Source organism: Streptomyces sp. NPDC006140, from assembly GCF_040628815.1.
GTDB lineage: Bacteria > Actinomycetota > Actinomycetes > Streptomycetales > Streptomycetaceae > Streptomyces.
The window spans coordinates 1-18,757 of sequence record NZ_JBEXTS010000023.1 but is presented as its reverse complement, the minus strand read 5'-3'; the positions used below and the strand labels follow the sequence as shown (position 1 = coordinate 18,757).

The 18,757-nt window shown below is 71.3% G+C and carries 24 protein-coding genes; 11 read left to right on the top strand and 13 right to left on the bottom strand.

Translation table 11 applies throughout. The features are described from left to right. Window positions 1-255: 255 nt before the first annotated feature. Genes ABZ386_RS38090 through ABZ386_RS38080 form a run of 3 tightly spaced genes read right to left on the bottom strand, consistent with a single transcriptional unit; the run spans window position 256 to window position 1,845 of the window. Window positions 256-765, bottom strand: coding sequence for a signal peptidase II (locus ABZ386_RS38090; protein ID WP_355725979.1), 510 nt, complete (start codon window positions 763-765; stop codon window positions 256-258). Then, complete coding sequence (locus tag ABZ386_RS38085; RefSeq protein ID WP_355725976.1) at window positions 752-1,459, bottom strand: cation transporter; 708 nt, start codon at window positions 1,457-1,459, stop codon at window positions 752-754. Before ABZ386_RS38085 ends, ABZ386_RS38090 begins: the two co-directional genes overlap by 14 nt. Next, window positions 1,456-1,845 (bottom strand): metalloregulator ArsR/SmtB family transcription factor, encoded by a 390-nt coding sequence (locus ABZ386_RS38080; RefSeq protein ID WP_355725973.1) that lies wholly within the window; start codon window positions 1,843-1,845, stop codon window positions 1,456-1,458. Before ABZ386_RS38080 ends, ABZ386_RS38085 begins: the two co-directional genes overlap by 4 nt. Before the next feature lie 50 nt (window positions 1,846-1,895). Here ABZ386_RS38080 and ABZ386_RS38075 point away from each other — a divergent pair, with 50 nt between their 5' ends. Further along, window positions 1,896-2,513 carry a class I SAM-dependent methyltransferase gene (locus ABZ386_RS38075; RefSeq protein WP_355725970.1) on the top strand — a complete coding sequence of 206 codons (618 nt, stop codon included), beginning with the start codon at window positions 1,896-1,898 and terminating at the stop codon, window positions 2,511-2,513. Window positions 2,514-2,708: 195 nt separating this feature from the next. On the opposite strand, the gene ABZ386_RS38070 is transcribed toward ABZ386_RS38075, so the two are convergent. Continuing rightward, window positions 2,709-3,284 carry a rhodanese-like domain-containing protein gene (locus ABZ386_RS38070; RefSeq protein ID WP_355725967.1) on the bottom strand — a complete coding sequence of 192 codons (576 nt, stop codon included), beginning with the start codon at window positions 3,282-3,284 and terminating at the stop codon, window positions 2,709-2,711. A gap of 71 nt (window positions 3,285-3,355) precedes the next feature. On the opposite strand from ABZ386_RS38070, the gene ABZ386_RS38065 reads away from it, so the two are divergent. Beyond that, a complete protein-coding gene (locus ABZ386_RS38065) occupies window positions 3,356-3,634 on the top strand; it encodes a metal-sensitive transcriptional regulator (protein WP_355725964.1) in 279 nt (92 codons plus the stop codon). A gap of 72 nt (window positions 3,635-3,706) precedes the next feature. On the opposite strand, the gene ABZ386_RS38060 is transcribed toward ABZ386_RS38065, so the two are convergent. The 3 genes from ABZ386_RS38060 to ABZ386_RS38050 all read right to left on the bottom strand — a co-directional run bounded on the left by ABZ386_RS38060 (window position 3,707) and on the right by ABZ386_RS38050 (window position 6,248). Beyond that, on the bottom strand, window positions 3,707-4,450 hold the full coding sequence (locus tag ABZ386_RS38060; protein WP_355714578.1) for a sulfite exporter TauE/SafE family protein: 744 nt from the start codon (window positions 4,448-4,450) through the stop codon (window positions 3,707-3,709). Continuing rightward, on the bottom strand, window positions 4,447-4,806 hold the full coding sequence (locus tag ABZ386_RS38055; RefSeq protein WP_355714581.1) for a rhodanese-like domain-containing protein: 360 nt from the start codon (window positions 4,804-4,806) through the stop codon (window positions 4,447-4,449). The genes ABZ386_RS38060 and ABZ386_RS38055 overlap by 4 nt, the downstream gene beginning before the upstream one ends. A 68-nt stretch (window positions 4,807-4,874) precedes the next feature. After that, window positions 4,875-6,248: an MBL fold metallo-hydrolase gene (locus tag ABZ386_RS38050; protein ID WP_355714584.1), complete on the bottom strand. Its 1,374-nt coding sequence runs from the start codon at window positions 6,246-6,248 to the stop codon at window positions 4,875-4,877. 166 nt (window positions 6,249-6,414) lie between these two features. Here ABZ386_RS38050 and ABZ386_RS38045 point away from each other — a divergent pair, with 166 nt between their 5' ends. The 3 genes from ABZ386_RS38045 to ABZ386_RS38035 all read left to right on the top strand — a co-directional run bounded on the left by ABZ386_RS38045 (window position 6,415) and on the right by ABZ386_RS38035 (window position 8,684). After that, window positions 6,415-7,671, top strand: coding sequence for a heavy metal translocating P-type ATPase (locus ABZ386_RS38045; protein WP_355714587.1), 1,257 nt, complete (start codon window positions 6,415-6,417; stop codon window positions 7,669-7,671). A gap of 699 nt (window positions 7,672-8,370) precedes the next feature. Continuing rightward, window positions 8,371-8,499, top strand: a complete 129-nt coding sequence (locus ABZ386_RS38040) for a hypothetical protein (protein ID WP_355714590.1) — start codon at window positions 8,371-8,373, stop codon at window positions 8,497-8,499. After that, complete coding sequence (locus tag ABZ386_RS38035) at window positions 8,499-8,684, top strand: hypothetical protein (protein ID WP_355714593.1); 186 nt, start codon at window positions 8,499-8,501, stop codon at window positions 8,682-8,684. The genes ABZ386_RS38040 and ABZ386_RS38035 overlap by 1 nt, the downstream gene beginning before the upstream one ends. 134 nt (window positions 8,685-8,818) lie before the next feature. Here the strand turns inward: ABZ386_RS38035 and ABZ386_RS38030 are convergent, their stop codons facing one another. Then, the gene (locus tag ABZ386_RS38030) at window positions 8,819-9,232 is read right to left on the bottom strand and encodes a heavy metal-responsive transcriptional regulator (protein ID WP_355714596.1); all 414 of its coding nucleotides are present in this window, start codon (window positions 9,230-9,232) and stop codon (window positions 8,819-8,821) included. A 107-nt stretch (window positions 9,233-9,339) separates the two neighbouring features. Here ABZ386_RS38030 and ABZ386_RS38025 point away from each other — a divergent pair, with 107 nt between their 5' ends. Both ABZ386_RS38025 and ABZ386_RS38020 read left to right on the top strand, forming a co-directional pair. Then, complete coding sequence (locus ABZ386_RS38025; RefSeq protein WP_355714599.1) at window positions 9,340-11,547, top strand: heavy metal translocating P-type ATPase; 2,208 nt, start codon at window positions 9,340-9,342, stop codon at window positions 11,545-11,547. Window positions 11,548-12,092: 545 nt separating this feature from the next. Beyond that, a complete protein-coding gene (locus tag ABZ386_RS38020; RefSeq protein WP_356621707.1) occupies window positions 12,093-12,317 on the top strand; it encodes a hypothetical protein in 225 nt (74 codons plus the stop codon). A 46-nt stretch (window positions 12,318-12,363) separates the two neighbouring features. Here ABZ386_RS38020 and ABZ386_RS38015 read toward each other — a convergent pair whose 3' ends face one another. The 5 genes from ABZ386_RS38015 to ABZ386_RS37995 all read right to left on the bottom strand — a co-directional run bounded on the left by ABZ386_RS38015 (window position 12,364) and on the right by ABZ386_RS37995 (window position 15,935). Next, entirely contained in the window at window positions 12,364-12,999 is a 636-nt protein-coding gene (locus tag ABZ386_RS38015) for a class I SAM-dependent methyltransferase (protein WP_355714609.1), read from the bottom strand. A gap of 117 nt (window positions 13,000-13,116) precedes the next feature. Beyond that, window positions 13,117-13,380: a cation transporter gene (locus ABZ386_RS38010; protein WP_355714612.1), complete on the bottom strand. Its 264-nt coding sequence runs from the start codon at window positions 13,378-13,380 to the stop codon at window positions 13,117-13,119. Next, the gene (locus tag ABZ386_RS38005; protein WP_355714615.1) at window positions 13,377-14,516 is read right to left on the bottom strand and encodes a sulfite exporter TauE/SafE family protein; all 1,140 of its coding nucleotides are present in this window, start codon (window positions 14,514-14,516) and stop codon (window positions 13,377-13,379) included. The genes ABZ386_RS38010 and ABZ386_RS38005 overlap by 4 nt, the downstream gene beginning before the upstream one ends. Window positions 14,517-14,649: 133 nt before the next feature. Beyond that, complete coding sequence (locus tag ABZ386_RS38000) at window positions 14,650-15,102, bottom strand: hypothetical protein (protein WP_355714618.1); 453 nt, start codon at window positions 15,100-15,102, stop codon at window positions 14,650-14,652. Between the two features lie 101 nt (window positions 15,103-15,203). Beyond that, complete coding sequence (locus ABZ386_RS37995) at window positions 15,204-15,935, bottom strand: hypothetical protein (protein WP_355714621.1); 732 nt, start codon at window positions 15,933-15,935, stop codon at window positions 15,204-15,206. A gap of 173 nt (window positions 15,936-16,108) precedes the next feature. Here ABZ386_RS37995 and ABZ386_RS37990 point away from each other — a divergent pair, with 173 nt between their 5' ends. The 4 genes from ABZ386_RS37990 to ABZ386_RS37975 are packed head-to-tail and all read left to right on the top strand — an operon-like array spanning window position 16,109 to window position 18,597. Beyond that, on the top strand, window positions 16,109-16,249 hold the full coding sequence (locus tag ABZ386_RS37990; RefSeq protein ID WP_355714624.1) for a hypothetical protein: 141 nt from the start codon (window positions 16,109-16,111) through the stop codon (window positions 16,247-16,249). A 28-nt stretch (window positions 16,250-16,277) separates the two neighbouring features. Then, window positions 16,278-16,478: a hypothetical protein gene (locus tag ABZ386_RS37985; protein WP_355714627.1), complete on the top strand. Its 201-nt coding sequence runs from the start codon at window positions 16,278-16,280 to the stop codon at window positions 16,476-16,478. Further along, on the top strand, window positions 16,475-16,720 hold the full coding sequence (locus tag ABZ386_RS37980; protein WP_356618140.1) for a hypothetical protein: 246 nt from the start codon (window positions 16,475-16,477) through the stop codon (window positions 16,718-16,720). Before ABZ386_RS37985 ends, ABZ386_RS37980 begins: the two co-directional genes overlap by 4 nt. Beyond that, window positions 16,717-18,597 (top strand): copper resistance CopC family protein, encoded by a 1,881-nt coding sequence (locus ABZ386_RS37975; RefSeq protein ID WP_356506469.1) that lies wholly within the window; start codon window positions 16,717-16,719, stop codon window positions 18,595-18,597. Before ABZ386_RS37980 ends, ABZ386_RS37975 begins: the two co-directional genes overlap by 4 nt. Window positions 18,598-18,757: the final 160 nt, after the last annotated feature.

Below are 18,757 nucleotides of genomic sequence, written 5' to 3'. Positions count from 1 at the left end.
CCCGTGAGCCGGGCCGGGCTGCCGCTCCCGAAGTGATCTTTCACAATGCCCCGGACATCGCCGAGATCGTCCGGCAGCTGCTGGAGGAGGGAGCTGGGAGAATCGTGGGCCGGGCCCGCCGCTCGGGCGCGGCGGATGCCGGTGTCGCCGGTGCGGCGCTTGTGGATGACGATCCGGACCACCCCGGCCGGCAGCAGGAACGCCGCGAACAGCACGAGCGCGAGGACCGCCACGGCAACCCGCCTCCTTGTGCGGTCAGACCGTCGAGGACGGCGTCTCGTCTTGCTGGCCGTGCGGGCGGCGCCAGGACAGGGCGACGACGGCGAAGCCGCCGCAGACGATGAAGACATCGGCGAGGTTGAAGGTGGGCCACCAGCCGGTGTGGAGGTAGTCGGTGACCTGCCCGTCGGCGGTGCGGTCGGCCAGGTTGGCGGCGGCCCCGCCGAGGATGACGGCGAGTGCCGCGGTGGTGGCCCGCGCGTGCGGGGCGGTCCGCCAGGCGAACACAGCGATCGCCGCCGTGATGGCGCCGGTAAAGGCGATCACCATCCACGCGGGGAGGGTGTCGCCGAAAGAGAAGGCGACGCCGGGGTTGAACGCGAGCCGCAGGTCCAGTAGTCCCAGACGCACCGGATCACCGGGCAGAGCGGTGTTCGCCCACGCCTTGGCCCCCAGATCCGCCCCGGCAGCCGCGACAGCCAGGGCCCCGGCGGCGGCCCGGGTGCAGGCCGCCGCCTTGGGCGTAGGGGTGTCAGTGGCAGTCATCGGAGCACGACTTCTTCTCGGCACCGGCGGGCGCCTTGTCGTCCTCGCAACCGTCGTCGCAGACCAGTTCGCCTTCCCAGGCTTCCTTGCCCTCCATGATCGCGAAGGCCGCGATGACAAACCCGGCGACCGGGTCCAGCCAGGTCCAGCCGAACAGCGCGAAGGCGACCAGCCCGGCGAAGGTGGACACGCTCAGCCAGGCGCACAACTTGGTCTCGGCGGCGTCCGCGACGACCAGGCGGGAGTTCATCTCCTGCCCGGCCTTGCGCTTGGCCTGCGCCAGCCACGGCATGATGATGATCGACACGCCGGTCAGGACGATACCGACCAGCGAGGTGTCCGGCTTCTCGCCGGCCACCAGGTCGCGGATGCCCTCGACGGTCACGTACGCGGCGAGCGCGAAGAACGTGATGGCGATAAACTTCAGCGCTCGGCGTTCCTTGGCCTCGTCCGGCTCGCCGCCCTTGATCTCCGCGAGCAGCCGGACCAGGACCACCACGGCGGCGGCGACCTCGATGCCGGAGTCCACGCCGAAGCCGATCAGGGACACCGCCCCGGCCACCGCGCCCGCGGAGATCGCGATGATCCCCTCGATCACGTTGTAGCCGATGGTGAACTTCGCGTACGTGACCGCCCGGCGGGCCGCCTGGCCGGTCACGTCCGGCAGCGCCGTGGTGGTCTTCTCCGTGCTCATCGGGCGGTGTTCTCCTCGGTGGTGGGGTGGGTGCCGTAGGTGGGGCACAGGTCGACGGCCTCCCCGGTCGCGGCCAGCAGCTGCTCGGCACTGGCGAGCAGGTCCAGCAGCTCCGGCCGGGCCAGGAAGTAGAAAGAGGCGCGCCCCTCGGCCCGGGAGTCGATCAAGCCGCATTCGCGCAGGCACGCCAGGTGCGCCGAGACCGTGGACTGCGCGAGCCTCAGCGCTTTGACCAGGTCGGTCACCCGCGCCTCGCCCTCCGCCAGCCGCAGCAGGATCGCCAGCCGGGCCGGCTCGCCCAGGGAGCGGAACAACGCCACTGCCGCCGACGGTGCCCCGCACGACGCAGTGGCCGGGGAAGGCGTCCTCGTGCTATTCATCGTCATGTAGCGATGATATCCATTGAGGCAGATGATTCGGCAATAGGGGGACCGCGATGCTGATGAACAAGATCGAGAAGGCCGCGATCGACAACCCGGCGCGGCGGGCGCTCCAGCGCCTGTACGAGGTGCCCACCCTGCTCAGGCTGGCCGGCGGACCGCTACCGCCCGGCGCGAACGCGGTGGAGATCGGGTGCGGACCCGGCTACGGCACCAGGCTCATCCTGGACCGCTTCCGCGCCGCGCACGTCGACGCCGTCGACCTCGACCCGGCCATGGTCGCCAAGGCCCGCCGACGGCTCGCCCGCGACGCGCACCGGGTCCGGCTCGCGGCCGGTGACGCCACCGACCTGCGCGCCGCCTTCGGCGCCGAGGGCGGCAGCTACGACGCCGCGTTCGACTTCGCGATCATCCACCACATCCCCGACTGGCGCTCCGCCCTCGACGAGGTCGCCCGGGTGCTGAAGCCCGGCGGGGTGTTCGTCTTCGAGGAGGTCACCGCCCACGCCCTGGCCCGCCCGTCCTACCGGCTGCTGTTCGACCACCCCACCCGTGACCGGTTCACCGCCGAGCAGTTCCTGGCCGAACTGCCCCGCCACGGCCTGGCCGTGCGCGGAAGCCTCACCCGTGTTCGAGGGGACTACCTCCTCGGCGCCGCGACCAGGATGGGCTGAGCCCTGTTCTCTCATCGCTCTGCAGCGAGGGCGATGCAGTGCTGTGTGACTGTCCTGGCCCGTTTTCCCATGTGATCGAAGGGGTTGCTGCGGCACTGCATCCGAGATAGTCGACTGGCAGTCCACCGGCACCACGGCACCTCACTTGCCGGTGCGATGCGGCGCAGAGCGGCATGTTCGGCAGCGGTAATCCTGTCAGGCGGCCAGGCGCTGCAGGGTCTCCTGGAAGGAGACCCTGCTCTTGGGGGGTCGATTGTGGGGCAGCTTGGCCAGGAGGGCGGCCATGCCGCAGGTGTTGGTCACGCCGGAGAAGACGAGTCCGGCGCCGACGGCCCCGGACAGCCAGTGCGCGGGCGGCCAGGCGAGGCCGGCCAGGAACCCGGTGACAACCAGGGTGCCCGCGGCGAGGCGGACCTGGCGGTCCATGGGCCAGGTGGTGCGGGCTCCGGCGGGACGCTCAACCTGGTGGCCGGCGGCGGCCCAGGCTGCGGTGCCCCCTTCGAGTGTCGCGGATTCGACGCCCCGGGCGGCCAGCTGGGAGCAGCCCTTGGCGGATCGGGCTCCGGAGGCGCAGGCGATGAGCAGCGGCGTGCGCTGCGCGGCGATTTCCAGGGCACGGGCGGCCTCGTCCAGGCGGTCCAGGGGGATGTTGTGCGCGCCGGGCAGGTGGCCGGTTGCGTACTCGCCGGGAGTGCGGACGTCAATGACGGTGAACTCGCCGAGACGCGCGGCGGCCTGGACGGGGGTCAGTGCGGTGGGAGTGGTGGTCACGGAGCAGATTGCCTTTCTGGGCGGTTTGCCTCCACGGTAGGATACCCATGGGGGTATGTGAGGAGGATGGTGTGCAACTCGACATGAGTGCCGAGGAGCTGAAGTCGGCGTTGAACCGGCTGCGGCGGGCGCAGGGTCAGCTCGCGGGAGTGATCAAGATGATCGAGGAGGGCCGGGACTGCGAGGACGTCGTCGTGCAGCTGTCCGCGGTCTCCAAGGCGCTGGACCGGGCCGGGTTCTCGATCATCGCAACGGGCCTGCAGCAGTGCATGACCAGCGAGGATCCGCAGGTGCGGGATTCCGCCCAGATGCGGGCCCGGCTGGAGAAGCTGTTCCTGTCGCTGGCCTAGCGGCTCCGTGCCCCGTGGGGCCTGCCGCGGGCGTCCGATGCCGGGGCGCCCGTGGCAGGCCCCACGGGCGTGTCACAGCAGCGTGCCGGCCGTCATGGCCGCGGCTGTCACCAGCAGGAGGCCGCCGAAGACCCGCTGCAGCGTCGCGGGTCGGATCTTGGCGCTCAGCCGTTTGCCGTCCCAGGCGCCCAGGACCGCCGTTGCGATGAAGGGCATGATCAGTGCCCAGTCCAGGCTGACCTCGGTACTCGCGCGGGCCGCGAGAGCGACCATCGTGTTGGTGATGATGACCAGCAGGCTGGTGCCGACGGCCGCGCTGATCGGTACTGCCAGCACGGCCACCAGCGCGGGGACCGCGAGGAAACCGCCGCCGACCCCGAGGAATCCGGTGATTGCGCCCAGTCCGGCCCCCGCTGCCGCTGCGCGGGGCGCCGACACCGTCCCGTTCCCCGGCGGTGTCCGGCGGCGCAGCATCCGCAGCCCGGCGAGCACCGCGAAGACGGCGAAGGCCAGCGTCAGCACGGTGTCCGGGATCTGCACGGACAGCAGGCCCGCCGCGGCGGCGGGCAGCACCCCGGCTGCGGCGAACAGCATCCCCGCCCGCCAGCGCACCGCTCCTGTGCGGGCGTGGACCACCAGCGCGGCGAGCGAGGTGACGATCACAATGATCAGACTGGCGGTGGTGGCCTCGGCCGGGCTGAAGCCCAGCAGGTAGATCATGGCGGGGACGGCCAGGATGCTGCCGCCCGCCCCGAGCGAGCCCAGTGCGAGACCGACCAGCACCCCGGCGAGCAGCGCGAGAACGAACGCGGTCATATGACGGTGCCCGCCGCCCCGTGCGGGTCCTGGACGGCCAGGCCGTCGGCGGCCCAGGCACGCATCCCGCCAACGACATCGACCGCCGCCACACCGCGTTCGCCCAGCAGGCCCGCAGCCTGCCTCGAACGGTGTTCGGAACGGCAGATCAGCATCAGGCTGTGCCCATCCCGGCGGCCGGGTACGTCCGCACCGGCCGCCAGCCGTGACAGCGGAACATGCACGGAACCGGGTACGTGCCCGGCCCGGTATTCGTCCGTCTCACGGACATCGACCAGCACCGCCGTGCCTTCCTCAAGCACGCGGTGGGCCCGGGCGGGGGTGATACGGCCGGGGCCGTCTTGGGGCAGGAACATCTCTGTCTTCCTCAGGTGCTTCCGATCCGCCGGGCCGTGAGGCGCCCGGCGGAAGCGGGGTGGCGCGGTCAGTGCTGGGCGGGCGTGACAAGGACGAGGCCGGCGTCGGTGGCGGCCGTGTAGCTGTCATCGACGGCCACCACGTCACGGCCTGCGGCGTCCAGGACGGAGGCGGCGATCGCCGCACGCATTCCGCCGGCACAGTGCACCCATACCGTGCCTGCGGGCACCTCGTGAAGGCGCTGGTGGACCTGGTGGACCGGGATGTGCACGCTGCCCTCGATCCAGCCGCCGGCCCGCTCCGCGTCCCTGCGCACGTCCAGCACCACCACGTCCTCGCCCCGCCCCCGGGCGGCGGCCAGGTCAGCGAACGCCGCCCGGGGGAACGAGGCGAGCGGCGCCTGGGCGCTGGTCCAGTCGGCCGGGGAACCAACGACAGCGGCGGCCGGGCGGTCGATGCCCACCCTGGCCAGCTCACGCTGCGCGCGGCTGATGTCCTGCGCGCTCTCCGCGAGCAGGGTCACCGGCTTGCCCCACGGAATCATCCACGCCAGATAGGTCGCCAGCTGGCCCTCACCCTCGAAGTTGAACGAGCCCGCCACATGGCCCTCGGAGAACGCCACGCGGCTGCGGAGATCCACCACCCACTCCCCGGCAACCAGGCGGCGGGCGATCTCCTGAGCGTCTGCGCGCCGCGGAGCGGTCAGATCCAGCGGCGCGGGACCTGCGGCATTGACCGGGCCCATGTGCGCGTAGTAGGCCGGTACGTCGTCCAGCCCGGCGAGCAGCTCCGTAACGAACGTCTCCACGTCCTGGACCAGCGCCGGATTGGAGGCCCTCTCCGCACCGATCGTGCTGTGCGCACCACCGGCCTGGGTGGAGGAACAGAAGCTGCCGAACCCGTGCGTGGGCATCACCGCGACCTCGTCGTCCAGGCCGGCCGCGAGCCGGTGCGCGGAGGCGTGCTGGGCACGCGCCAGCTGCTCAGTCAGGCGCGGCTCCACCAAGTCCGGGCGACCCACACTGCCGATCAGCAGGGACCCACCGGTGAACGCGGCCACCGCCCGGCCACCATCCTCCAGCACGTAGGAGGTGTGGTGCGGGGTGTGCCCGGGAGTGGCCACGGCCCGTAGTGCCAGGCCCTCGTCGATTGGCTCCACATCCCCGTCGGCCACCGGGACCCGCGCGTACGCCACCGACGCCCCGGCAGGCACCAGATAGCGGGCCCCCGTCAGCCGGGCCAGCTCCAGGCCCCCGGTGACGTAGTCGTTGTGCACATGCGTATCCGCCACGGCCACGACCCGCACCCCGCGCCGGGCAGCCTCCGCGATCACCCGGTCGATGTCCCGCGGCGGGTCCACCACCACCGCCGCCCGGACCCCGCCTGCCAGGTAGCTGCGGTTGCCCAGACCTTCGGTCTCCATGATGTCGGCAAAGAACACGGCACTCTCCCTCGAAATATTACCCCCCGGGGTATCTGTCCCAACCCTAACAGAGATACCAGGGGGGGTATTTTCGAGTCGGTCGCCGAGGATGGTCGCGAGGCAGCGGCAGGGCGGGGTCGACTCTCGTAAACGGAGCTTTGCCAGCCTGCTGGGTGAGCCGGACGTGTGGATCGAGCGGGCCCTGGTGGTGCTGGTGGCCGCCGCACCCTGCGCGTTCGCCCTGTCCGTGCCGGTCGCCGTGGTCGCCGCGATCGGCGCCGCCTCCAAGGCCGGGGTACTCATCAAGGGCGGCGCCGCAGTGGAAGCACTGGGCAAGGTCAAGGTCGTCGCCGTCGACAAGACCGGCACCCTCACCCGCAACGAACCCGCTGTGATCGACATTGTCACCACGCCCGACACCACCCGTGACCGGGTACTCGCCGTGGCCGCCGCATTGGAGGCCCGCAGCGAACACCCCCTCGCCGCGGCCATCCTCGCCGCCGCCGACACCACCACGGTGACCGCAGGCACCGATGTGGAGGCGGTGCCGGGCAACGGACTTCGCGGCACGGTCGACGGACGCAAAGCCCGCCTGGGCAAGCCCGGCTTCATCGACCCCGGGCCCCTCGCCGAGCAGGTGAGGCGCCTGCAGGACGCCGGCGCCACCGTCGTCCTCGTCGAACACGACAGCTGGCTGCTGGGCGCCATCGCCGTACGCGATGAAGTCCGCCCCGAAGCGGCCGAAGCCATCACCATGCTGACGCGGCAGGGCGTGGAGGTGGTCATGCTGACCGGCGACAACGCCCGCACCGCCGCCGCGATCGCCGCCGACGCCGGCATCACCGACGTCCGTGCCGAACTCCTGCCCGAGGACAAGGCCCGCATCGTCACCGAGCTCAAGGCCCGCGGTCCGGTGGCCATGGTCGGCGACGGCATCAACGACGCCCCCGCCCTGGCCACCGCCGAAGCCGGCGTGGCCATGGGTGCCATGGGCAGCGACGTCGCGATCGAGGCCGCCGACATCGCGCTCATGAGCGAGGACCTGCGCCGCCTGCCGGACGCCATCGCCCACACCCGCGCCGCCCGCCGCATCTTCACCCAGAACCTGCTGATGTCCGGCGCCATCCTGGTGGCCCTGGTACCGCTGGCCGCCACCGGCGTCCTCGGCCTGGCCGCCGTGGTGGCCACCCACGAACTGGCCGAGGTCCTGGTCATCGGCAACGGCATCCGCGCCGGACGCAAGATCCGCCTGCCCCACCACGCCCCACTGCGCAGCGCGCACCGAGCCGCGGCCACCGCCCGTATCCCCGCCCAGGTCGCAGCCCCCATGGCGGCACCGGCCACAGCCGGAATGGTGCTACTGCCTCTCACCACCGGTTCCACTACCGAGCCGGTCACAGGAGGCTGCTGCGGGGACTCCTGCGGCTGCGGCAGCCGGTAACCACCACGCTCGGCGGTTCCCGCCCTCACACACTCGGGGCATGGGCCGTCGGGCGCCCTCAGTCAGCTGCCAGGTCAAGGATCAGTTCTTTGACTACGTCCCTCCCCGCCCAGGAACCAAGTTTCTGCTTCTCGTCCGGGGCCGTCGCCTGGCAGTTCTGCGCCATCGAGCACTCCGTGAGCGAGGCCCGCGAGAAGCCCGCGCGGCGCATCGACGCTGTCTCCTCCTTCTACTCGTCATGGCCGCCACCTCCCTCGTCACCCTGCCGTTGCGGTCCATAACCCAGTGCCGCACCGGATGGGAATGCCGCGGCGACAACTGCTGCGCGGCGCCGATCTCGACCCATGGTGGAAGCGGAACAGGAGGGTTGCGGCTGCGGTCCGGGCAACGCGCGCTGTAGTCCCGTGAAGGAGACGAGCGCCCGATGACCGGGTGAGCGTGGGCGGCACTGATGCTGTACGGGATCTGGCTGCTGGCCGCCTTCGGCGTCCGCACCGTGATCCAGCGCCGCCGCATCGGCGACAAGGGATTCCGCGGCCTGTCCGGTGCACCCGGTTCGGCCTCTTGGTGGGCAGGTGTCCTGTTCCTCGTGGCGCTGCTCGGAGCCGCCGCCGCGCCCGCCGCGGCGCTCGCAGGCTGCTCAGTCCTCATCGAAGATGCCCCAACTGTGTACGGGGCCGGGACAGGGAACAGGGAGCGATGGGAGCGTCCTGGCGCGTGGGCGTGGACGTCGGCGAGCGCACCGCACTCATCACCGGCGGCCCCTTCGCGTACGTCCGGAATCCCATCTTCACCGCGATGGCCGTCACTGGCCTCGGCTGGTGCTGATGGTTCCGAACATCCTCGCGCTCGCCTCCCTCCTCGCCCTGATCGTCGCCGTCGAGCTGCAGGTGCGCGTCGTGGAGGAGCCCTATCTCCGTACGGTGCACGGCCCTGCCTACCTTGAGTACCGGGCACGGGCGGGGCGCTTTGTCCCCGGACGACTGCGCGGGGCAGCCGATCCCGGGCGCTAAAGAGAGAGGGAACGGCTGGGCACGTCACGGCCGTGACCGGCCGGAACAGCCACGGCTGTTGGATCGGTGGTCGTCCGGATTGCCCCGGCAGGTGACCGTGTCAGCGCGACCGGGTCATCACCTATCGGCGCCAGTCAGTTCGTGGCGGGAGTGGCGCTCTCGATGATGCGGCACACCAGGGCTGTGTCACCGCGGCCGGCGGCCTGGTCAGCCTGGGCGCGGGCGCGCTGGAGGGTGGAGCGGAGAGCTTGGAGGTCGGCGATGCGGCGGTCGATGTCGGCGAGGTGTTGGTCGAGGAGATCGGTGACCAGGCCGCAGGGCTGTTCACCGCGGCGCTGGAGATCGAGGATGTCCTTGATTTCCTTGAGGCTGAGGCCGAGGGCCTGGGCCTGGCGGATGAAGCCGAGGACAGGGATGGCGTCGTCGGTGTAGGTGCGGTAGCCGGCGGGGGTGCGTTCGGGCGGATCGATGAGGCCGTTGGCTTCGTAGAGACGGACGGCCTTGGGGCTGAGCCCGGTCTGGGCGGCGATGCGGCCGACGGTGAGCATGGGGGACTCCGTTCCCTGGGGTGCAGCCCCAGTGTCCGCTTGACCTTTCCCTAAGGGCAAGGTTTTAGCGTCCGGACATGAGCACGGATGGGGAAGGGACCTCACACATGTCCACGAGGGCAGAGACCGGCACCGGCCGCTCCATGGAGCTGGCGATCACCGGGATGACCTGCGCCTCGTGCGTTGCACGTGTCGAGCGGAAGCTGGGGAGACTGCCCGGGGTGAGCGCAACGGTCAACCTGGCGACCGGAACCGCGCACGTCACCCGCGAGGACCCGGCCGTGGAGGTGGCCGAGCTGGTCGCCGCCGTCGAAGCCATCGGCTACGGCGCCGAGCCGGCTGGGGCCGGTGCGCCTGAGCCGGAGCAGGGCGAGGCGGTCGATGCCGAGCGGGCGCACGTTGCCGGGTTGCGGCGCCGCCTGATCGTCTCGGCGCTGCTCGGCCTGCCCGTGTTGGTCGTGTCGATGATTTCCGCGCTGCACTTTGCGGGCTGGGAGTGGGGCGCGCTCGCGCTGGCGACGCCGGTGGTGGCGTGGGGGGCGTGGCCGTTCCACCGGGCGGCGGCGGTGAATGTGCGGCACGGCTCGGCGACGATGGACACCCTGGTCTCGCTGGGTGTGCTGGCCGCCTACTTGTGGAGTGCGGGCACCCTGGCTGTGGGCGGGGAGCACCTGTATCTGGAGGTCGCCGTCGTGCTGACGGTGTTCCTGCTGGCCGGGCGGTTTTTCGAGGCGCGTGCCAAGCGGCGGGCCGGGGAGGCGATCCGGGCGCTGATGGACCTGGGCGCCAAGGACGCCGCGGTACTGCGCGACGGGGTAGAGGTGCGCATCCCGGTCGGGGAGCTGGCGGTCGGGGATCTGTTCGTGGTGCGGCCCGGGGAGAAGATCGCCACCGACGGGGAGGTCGTCGAGGGCGCTTCGGCGGTGGACGAGTCGCTGTTGACCGGGGAGAGCGTGCCGGTGGAGGTCGAGCCCGGCTCGCCGGTCACCGGTGCCACCATCAACAGCCACGGCCGGCTCGTCGTCCGCGCGAGTCGGGTGGGGGCGGAGACGAAGCTGGCGCAGATCGCCGCGCTGGTGGAGCGGGCGCAGACCGGTAAGGCGGCGGTGCAGCGGCTGGCGGACCGGATCTCGGCGGTGTTCGTGCCGGTCGTCATCGCCCTGGCGGCAGGCACGTTCGGCGTGTGGCTGCTGACCGGTGCCCCGGTGGCGAGCGCGCTCACGGCCGCGATCGCCGTGGTGATCATCGCCTGCCCGTGTGCGCTGGGGCTGGCCACGCCCACCGCGCTGATGGTGGGTACCGGGCGCGGCGCGCAGCTCGGGCTGCTGATCCGTGGGCCGGAGGTGCTGGAGTCCACCCGGCGGATCGACACCGTCGTGCTGGACAAGACCGGCACCGTCACCGAGGGGAAGATGCGCCTGGTCGACGTGGTGGCGGCTGAGGAGGAGGACAAGGAGGAGGTGCTGCGGCTGGCCGGCGCTCTGGAGGACGCCAGCGAACACCCGATCGCCGCCGCCATCGCCCGCGCCGCCCGCGAACGGCTGGGCGTGCTGCCCGCCGTGACCGGCTTCACCAGCACCCAGGGCCGTGGCGTGACCGGGCAGGTCGAAGGCCATCTCGTACAGGCGGGCCGGGCCGCCTGGCTGGAGCAACAGGGCCAGGCGCTGCCCGAGGAACTGGCGCAGGCCGCGAAGGAGGCCGAAGCCGAGGGCCGTACGGTCGTCTTCGCCGCCTGGGGCGGGAAGCTGCGCGGCGCGCTGGCGGTCGCCGACACCGTCAAGGCCACCAGCGCCGAGGCGGTGGCCCATCTCAAGCGCCTGGGGCTGACTCCCGTATTGCTGACCGGCGACAACACCGCCGCCGCCCGCACGGTGGCGGCCGAGGTCGGCATCGAGAACGTCATCGCCGAAGTCCATCCCGAGGACAAGGTCGCCGAAATCCAACGCCTCCAGCGGCAGGGCCGGGTGGTGGCGATGGTCGGCGACGGCGTCAACGACGCTGCCGCCCTCGCCCAGGCCGACCTGGGCCTGGCCATGGGCACCGGCACCGATGCCGCGATCGCCGCATCCGATCTGACCCTGGTCCGCGGCGACCTGCGGGCGGCGGCGGACGCGATCCGGCTGGCTCGCAGGACCCTGCGTACGATCAAAGCCAATCTGTTCTGGGCCTTCGCCTACAACGTCGCCGCCCTGCCGCTGGCCGCGCTCGGCCTGCTCAACCCGATGATTGCCGGTGGGGCGATGGCGTTCTCCTCGGTGTTCGTGGTTTCCAACAGTCTGCGGTTGCGGCGGTTTCAGTCCGCGAACGGCCACTGAGTACCCGGCACGTGGCACGGCTGGATGGGGCACCCGCCCGTAGCGGTGGCGTCTGCGGCTACGGGCAGGAACGGCCTCCGCCTCCCTGCCCGAAACCGTGCTATGGAGCGCTCGCTGGGCGAAGGTGTTCGCCACGGCCTCTGTCGTCGTCCTGATCGTGGCGTTCGTCCTCATGCACGTCCTCGGCGGCGGCACAGGCAGCCACTGACCGTGACGACCATGACGCCCCGTCTACGCAAGATCGCTGTTATCGCATGTCACCTTCTCGGTCGGCTGACTCGGCGCGGTCGTCGGCTTGCTCGCGCTCGCTATCGCTGGTCTGACCAGCCAGGATCCACAGACGGTGCGGGGAGCCTACATCGCGATGGAGGTGACCACCTGGTTCGTCCTGGCCCCGCTGAGCCTGGCCTCACTGCTCACCGGACTGGTCCAGGGCCTGTGCACGCCGTGGGGGCCTGTTCAGCCACTTCTGGGTCCTGTTCAAGCTGCTGATCACCGTCGTCGCGACGGTCCTGCTGCTGGTGCACATGCAGGTAGCCGGCCACGTGGCAGGAGTCGCTACCCAGATGAGCCTGGCCGGGACCGACCTGGAGGGGATGCGGGTCCAGCTCGTGGCGGACGCCGCCGCTGCCGTCCTGGTGCTGCTCGTGGCCGTGGTCCTGTCGGTTTTCAAACCGCGGGGCATGACCCGCCACGGGCAGCGTAAGCAGCACCAACAGCGTGGTCGACAGGCCGGGCAGCGCGCCCAGCACACGGCGCCGGTGCCGTAGCGACCGCGTCTTCCCATCCTCTGCGGCGAACCCTGTCTGGCAGGGCTCAGGGGATGCGGGCCGGTTTGCGGGCGGCGAGGCGTTCGACGATGCCCAGCTTGAACCGGTCGTGCTGCTCGATGTGCAGACCAGCAGCCTCGACGTGCCGCAGCGGTCGGCGCCGGAAGTGCTCGCCGCCGAGGGGAACGCTGACGAACTCGACAAGCCGCTGGACCGCGCGCACGGGCCAGGCGGAGGCAGCCACGTGGTCCAAGAGCAGGAGCCGGCCGCCGGGCTTGAGCACGCGCACCATCTCGGCGACGGCACGCCGGTCGTCGGGGATGGCGCACAGCGACAGGGTGGAGACCACGGTGTCGAAACAGGCGTCGGAAAACGGCAGGGCCTGGGCGTCAGCCTCGCGCAGGTCTGCGGCACGGCCGAGGTCGGCGGCGCGGCGGCGGGCGATGGCCAGCATCTTGGGGCTCCACTCGATCCCGGTCAGCCGGGCACCGGGAGGATAGAGAGGAAGGTTCAGGCCGGTGCCGATGGCGACCTCAAGGACGTCACCGGTGGCCTGCGAGCACACCCAGGTACGGCTCTCGCCGAACAGCGTGCGGTCGAAGTACCGCATCTGCCGGTCATAGGAGCCGGCGTGCTTGTCCCAGTAACGGCGCAGCCGCTCGTTGCCGCTCGGTTCGGGCACTGTGTCCTCCTCCCCGCCGGGGTGCTGCCGCACTTCCAGCATGCCCCAGCCGGGTGGCCGGGCCGGGAGGGGCCCGGCCACCCAGGTGCGCCGTGGGCCCGCCTCGGCGTATGCGGGTCAGCCGGCTGTGTGGGCCGTGTAATCGCCGGCCTGCCGCACCGCCGTGACCAGGACCGCTGGGTCCACGTCGGCGCCTTCCTCCAGCCGGACGGTGGTGCGTCCGGCATTCACGTCGGTGCGGGAGGACTGCACGCCGGGGATGTCCTCGAGTTCGTCGTCGATGAGCAGGCCGCAGCTGGTGCAGTGCATGCCCTCGACGCGCAGCACCACCTGCGCACCGGCCTCTGCCTCGGTGTTCTTCCGGCGGTTGAAGAGCCTCATGCGTTGTCCCCCTGGAAGGTGATGGTGCCGGTCTGCATGCCCATGGCGCAGGAGAAACGCAACGTTCCCTCCTTGCGGGTGCCCAGGTCGACGTTGGTGTCGCCGTCGCGTTTGACGATCTCCTGGACCCCGAGTTCGGGGATGGTGAAGGCGCGGGCGCAGCCGCCGGAGTCCTGGCCGCGCAGGACCAGCGTGGTCGGCACGCCGGCCTTGGCGGTGAACTGGGTGGGGACGTAGAAATCGGTGACGGTCAGTGTGATCACCTGCCGGCCGGAGGTGTCGATGCGGACCGGCCCGTTCGCTGCCTCGGCGGAGTCGTCCGAAGGGGCGGGGGCGGCGGCCGCTGTCGTGGAACCGGTGTTGAAGGAGGCCCACCCGCCGGCCTGGAGTCCGGAGCCGATGGTCCAGGCCGCCACAGCCAGCACCACGACGCCGGTGGCAATCCCCAGGCGGCCGGACAGGGCCTCGCTGGAGCGGCGGAAGAGGTAGCCGAGGACGGCGAAGAGCGGGGCGGTGCCCAGGACGAACCCCGCCATCACCGCCGCCCCGGCCAGCGGGGATCCCGCAGTGATCGCGACCAGCTCCATCGACAGCGTCACCCCGCAGGGCACCACAACGGTGGCGAAGCCGACTAGCGCCGGGGTGGCCATCGACGTCGTCTTGGCGCTGCGCCGTACCAGCCGCCCGAAAGCAGCCGGCGGGCGGGGGACGAGCCGGCTGACCGCCTTGACACCGAACAGGTCCAGGGCGAAGAGCACCATCAGTGCCCCGGCCAGGATCAGCAGCACCGCCTGCGCCCGGGGACTGGGCTGCAGCGCCGCGCCGAAGACGCCCAGCAGTGCGCCGAGGACGGTGTGGGAGAGCAGCTTTCCGGCGAGGAACGCACCGACCGGGGCAAGATTCCCCACCGACGGCGCCGCCGAGGCGGAGGGCCGCGCAGGGCTCGTGCCCCCGGTCCGGTACGGCTTACGGGCGGGGGACGCGGCGGGCGTACGAGCGGTGACGCGGGCCTGGGCGGGATCGCGGCGGGTGACCGCTCCCGCGAGCAGGCCGCCTTGGACGGCGGCGCAGGAGGCGCCCCCGGCGAGCAGACCGGTGCTGACACCGGTGATGAGCAAGGTGATGGACGACGGCATGCGTCGTGACTCCTGTTCGGGAACGACGGCACGCACCAAGGAGCATGGGGGCAGGGCGTGCCGGGACGGACGTGAGGAAAGGCCGGCATCCCGCAAGGCAACAGCCAGAGCTGGCCTTACGGGCGACGAAGCATCACGTCCGTGACACGCACAACCGGTGCAGATCAGGAGGCGGCAGCGCCGGGGGAGGCGCGTTGGGTCCGGCCGCGAGGACTGCTGCGGCCGAGCAGGCAGCCCCTGCGGGCAGACCGGTCAGGGCCAGGCCGGTCTGGACGCTGGAGGCGACAGTGGCATTCGGCGCCACGCACTGCTGATCAGCCATCGGGCAGTGCTCACCGTACTGACGCGCACCGGCCGCCTGTGTCGCCGTCGGCTGGCCCACTGCCTCGGCCCGTCCCGGTGCGGAAGAATCGCCGCTGGACGCAGCCGGGGCAGCCATCCCCATCGAGGCCATCGACTCCATCGGGCCCATTGAGGAAGACATCGCCATGGCGGGCCGGGCGAGCCCGGCCAGGCAGAACATCAGCGCGCACACCACAAGCGCCCCGGACCACGCCCGGAGCGGCAGCAGCACGCGTCGCGACATGCGCGCCATGCTAAGGCACGCCCGCGACGGACTGCTGCGAACACCACCGGTCGCCTTCAGGGACACTGTGCGAAGACGGCGAGCACCCCAGCGCGGCCGAACTATTCGTCCTCTTGCCAGTCGTAGCTGCTGGGCACGTCCACCTTCTGGTCCGCCGGCCCGTAGACGATCGCGATCTCGTCGTGGTCGTCGAATTCGAGCGCGGCTGGATTGCCGGTGTGCGGCTTGCCGTTGATGTAGGGGCGCAGGCTGGTGCCGCCTTCGGCCTTGAGCCCGCCGATCGACTCCTGGGTGAGGGCGACATCCCACTCGGTCATGAACTGCCCGAGCGAGAACGCGGCCTTGACCGGGGACTCGACGTGGATCACACCGTTCGCCTCGTGCGTGTGCAGCGGGCTCATCTGCTGCACCGGCACATCGACGCCGATGTTCGCCGGGACTTCCACCGGCTTGCCGTCCACGATCACATCCAGGTGGACGTGGATGTGCTCCACCATGCCTTCCCCGCCCAGCATCGGCAGCCCGGCCGCCGCGACCCGTGCTGCGGGCTCGGCGGGGGCATCCCACGGCGGGTTGGTCGTACGGCCCGACGCGGTCATCATCGGCGCGGTCGGGATGCCCGCGTCTTCCGCCGTGCCGGGGCCCGACCGGCTGCCGTCGCCGGTGGAGAACAGCGCGATCGTGATCCCGGCGATGATGGCGAGCACCGCCACCGTCGCCGCCAGGACCGTCAGCAGGCGGCGGCGACGCTTGGCGCGGGCCTGCTGCTCACGCAGCGCGGCGGCCCGGGCGCGGTGCCCCTGCCGTCCGTTGCGGGGAGGTATGGGGGACACGTGTCGCCTCCCTGCGTTCCCAGTAGACACAAGACTTGAGGACAGAGCCAACATTTCCGAAAAAATCAGTGATTCCACACTAAGCGGCGAGGGTGTCTTTCTTGACCTTGCCCCTGGGGAAAGGTTCTAGCGTCGTGGGCACAGGGACGAAGCACCACCCGGGAGGTCCCGCCATGGCACTGGTGACAGGAGAGGTGTACCGGTGCGGCCAGTGCGGCTGCGAGATCACCGTGACCAAGAGCGCGGATCCCGGGCGCGGCGGGAACCAGAACCCCGCATGCTGCTCCGGGCACCCCATGACCAAGGTCAATTGACTGACCGCACCACCTCGAGGACCCATCGATGGAGAACCTGCTGTATCTGCTGCCCGCGCTGGCCTGTCCCGTGGGCATGGGCCTGATGATGTGGTTCATGATGCGCGGCAGGCATTCTGCCCCCACCACTGCGCAGGAGCGGGAGCTGGCCGGCCTGCGCAAGGAAGTCGAGGCGCTGCGCGGCGAGCAGAGGCCGACGACCGATCTGCGTAAGAGCTCCTCGGCATGACCGGCCTGTGGCTTGCGTTGACCGCGACCGTGCTCACTGCAGCGCTCATCTACTGGTGCTGCATCCCCCCGATGCGCCCCAACGGCGGCTGCGGTCCAGCTCTGCACGAGCGCACGCAGCAGAATGTCGAGGAGGAGATACGCCGCGCCCGCGAGGAACTTTTCCTCCTGCGCGGCCAGTCGACCAATAGGGCGGACCCCGCTGCCGCGCCCGTGCGGGGTCCGGAGACCATCGGACCGTGACCCACCCCGCCCCGCGCCCCACCTCCGGGGCCCGGCCGCCCCTTCAGCGGGCGGCCGGAATGCTGCTCGTCGCCCTCATCCTCGCGCTCACCACCGTGCTCGGCTTCGCCCCGCCTGCCCCGGCGCACGCCACGCTGCTGTTCACCAGCCCCGCCGCGGACGCCACCGTGGCCGACTCGCCCACCTCGCTGGTGCTCGTCTTCGACCAGCCCGTGGGCCGCAGCGGGAGCACTGTGCACCTCAAGCCCGCCGCGAAGCTCGGCACACCGACCCTCAGCCGGGGCGATCGGACCCTCACAATTCCCGTCCGAAGCCGCCTGGGAGAGGGTGTCCACACCGTCGACTGGCAGGTCACCGCCCGCGACGGCGACATCATGACCGGCAACTACCGCTTCGCCGTCGGCCCCCGCACCGTCGCGCTCGGAGCCGGACAGGCCACCGCCGCCAAGGACGCCACCCCCACGGCGGTGATGCGCTGGCTGCTGTTCACCGCACTTGCCCTCCTCCTCGGCGAACTCACCACGAAGCGCCTCGCCGCCCCCGTCCCCTCCGCGCCCGCACGTCGCCCGCGCCCCTGGGCGCTGCCTGCGACCCTCGCCGGATGCGCGGCTGCCCTCGCCCTGGCCGCCCTCCAGGTCGGCGACGGCTCCCCGACATCCCTGCTCAAAACCCGGCCGGGGTTGCTTGCCCTGGTCGAGGTCGCCGGTTTCGCCCTGGCAGGAGCTGTCGTACTCGCGCGCCGACGCACCTGGGCCCTGGTGCCGCTGGCCGCCATCCTGGCCGCCGAGGCGCTGCGCGCCCACCCGCAAGCCCAACAGACCATCACCGGACCCGTACTCACCTTCGTCCACCTGCTGGCCGCCGCGCTGTGGGCCGGGGCCCTGGTACACGTACTGCGCACCATCAGGGCCTGGCGCGGGGAACGTTCCGCCGCCCGCGCGCTGCTGCTCGCCTACGCCCGCTGGGCCGCCTGGCTGTTCGCCGCCGTCGCCGTCACCGGGCTCATCTCCGCCCTGCTACTGGTCGACCCCACCGATCTGACCGCCAGTACCTACGGGCGCGTCCTGCTCGGCAAACTCGTCCTGGTCGTCACCGCCGCCGTCCTCGCCTTACTCGCCCGACGGCGCCTGCGCCGTACCGCCGCAACCTCCCACCGACCGGCCCGCGCCGAGACCGGCGCGCTCGCCGCCGTCCTCGCCCTGTCCGCGACCCTGACCGTGCTGCCGGTTCCCGCGGACGCCGACCGGCCGCTGCCCTTCGCGCCCCCCGTCGACGGGCCCGTGGTGCCAGCCGGAACCCGCACCGGAGAGATCGGCATCAGCGCCAAGGCCAGTACCGGACAGCTCGTCATCGACCTGACTGCGCCCCGGGTCGGCGACCCCGACCAGCAGGCGTACGCCCTGTCCGCCACCCTCGCCGACCCGCGCGGCACCCGCCGTGCCCTGAAACTGCGCGGCTGCGGCACCGGCTGCTACTACGCCCCCGTCAGCTGGCGCGACGGAACAAGCCGTCTCACGCTCTCCGCCGCCGCCGAGCAGTGGACCGGCGGCCGCGCCGGGCTGACCATCAGCTGGCCGCCCCGCACCGACACCGCGCTGCTACGCGAAGCAGTCGCCGCCATGAAAAAAGCCCTTGCCTTCACCCTCCATGAACTGGTCACCAGCAACACCGCCCGTGGCCTCGGCGACCTCAAACAACTGCCCCTGACAGGCAAGGAGTCCTCGCCTCCGAGCAGTACAGCAGCGGCACCGCCCCTGTCACCACCCGCCTGCCCGACGAGAACGGGCACCGGCGCCTCGCCCTCGCCTTCCCGGCCGAACACACGCAGCTCACCCTCACCCTCGCCGCCGACGGGCGCATCCTCCACGAGACCCTGACCGCACCGAACCACCTGGTCACGCGCACCTTCGTCTACCCCGAACCAGAAGGCACAGACCACGAACACTGAGCGTTTTCAGAGTGGTCACCGGTCGGGTGACGGGGCGGCTTCCCGCAACGCACGAGGCTCCTGTGCCGTTGAGAGAGGTGTTCGACGTC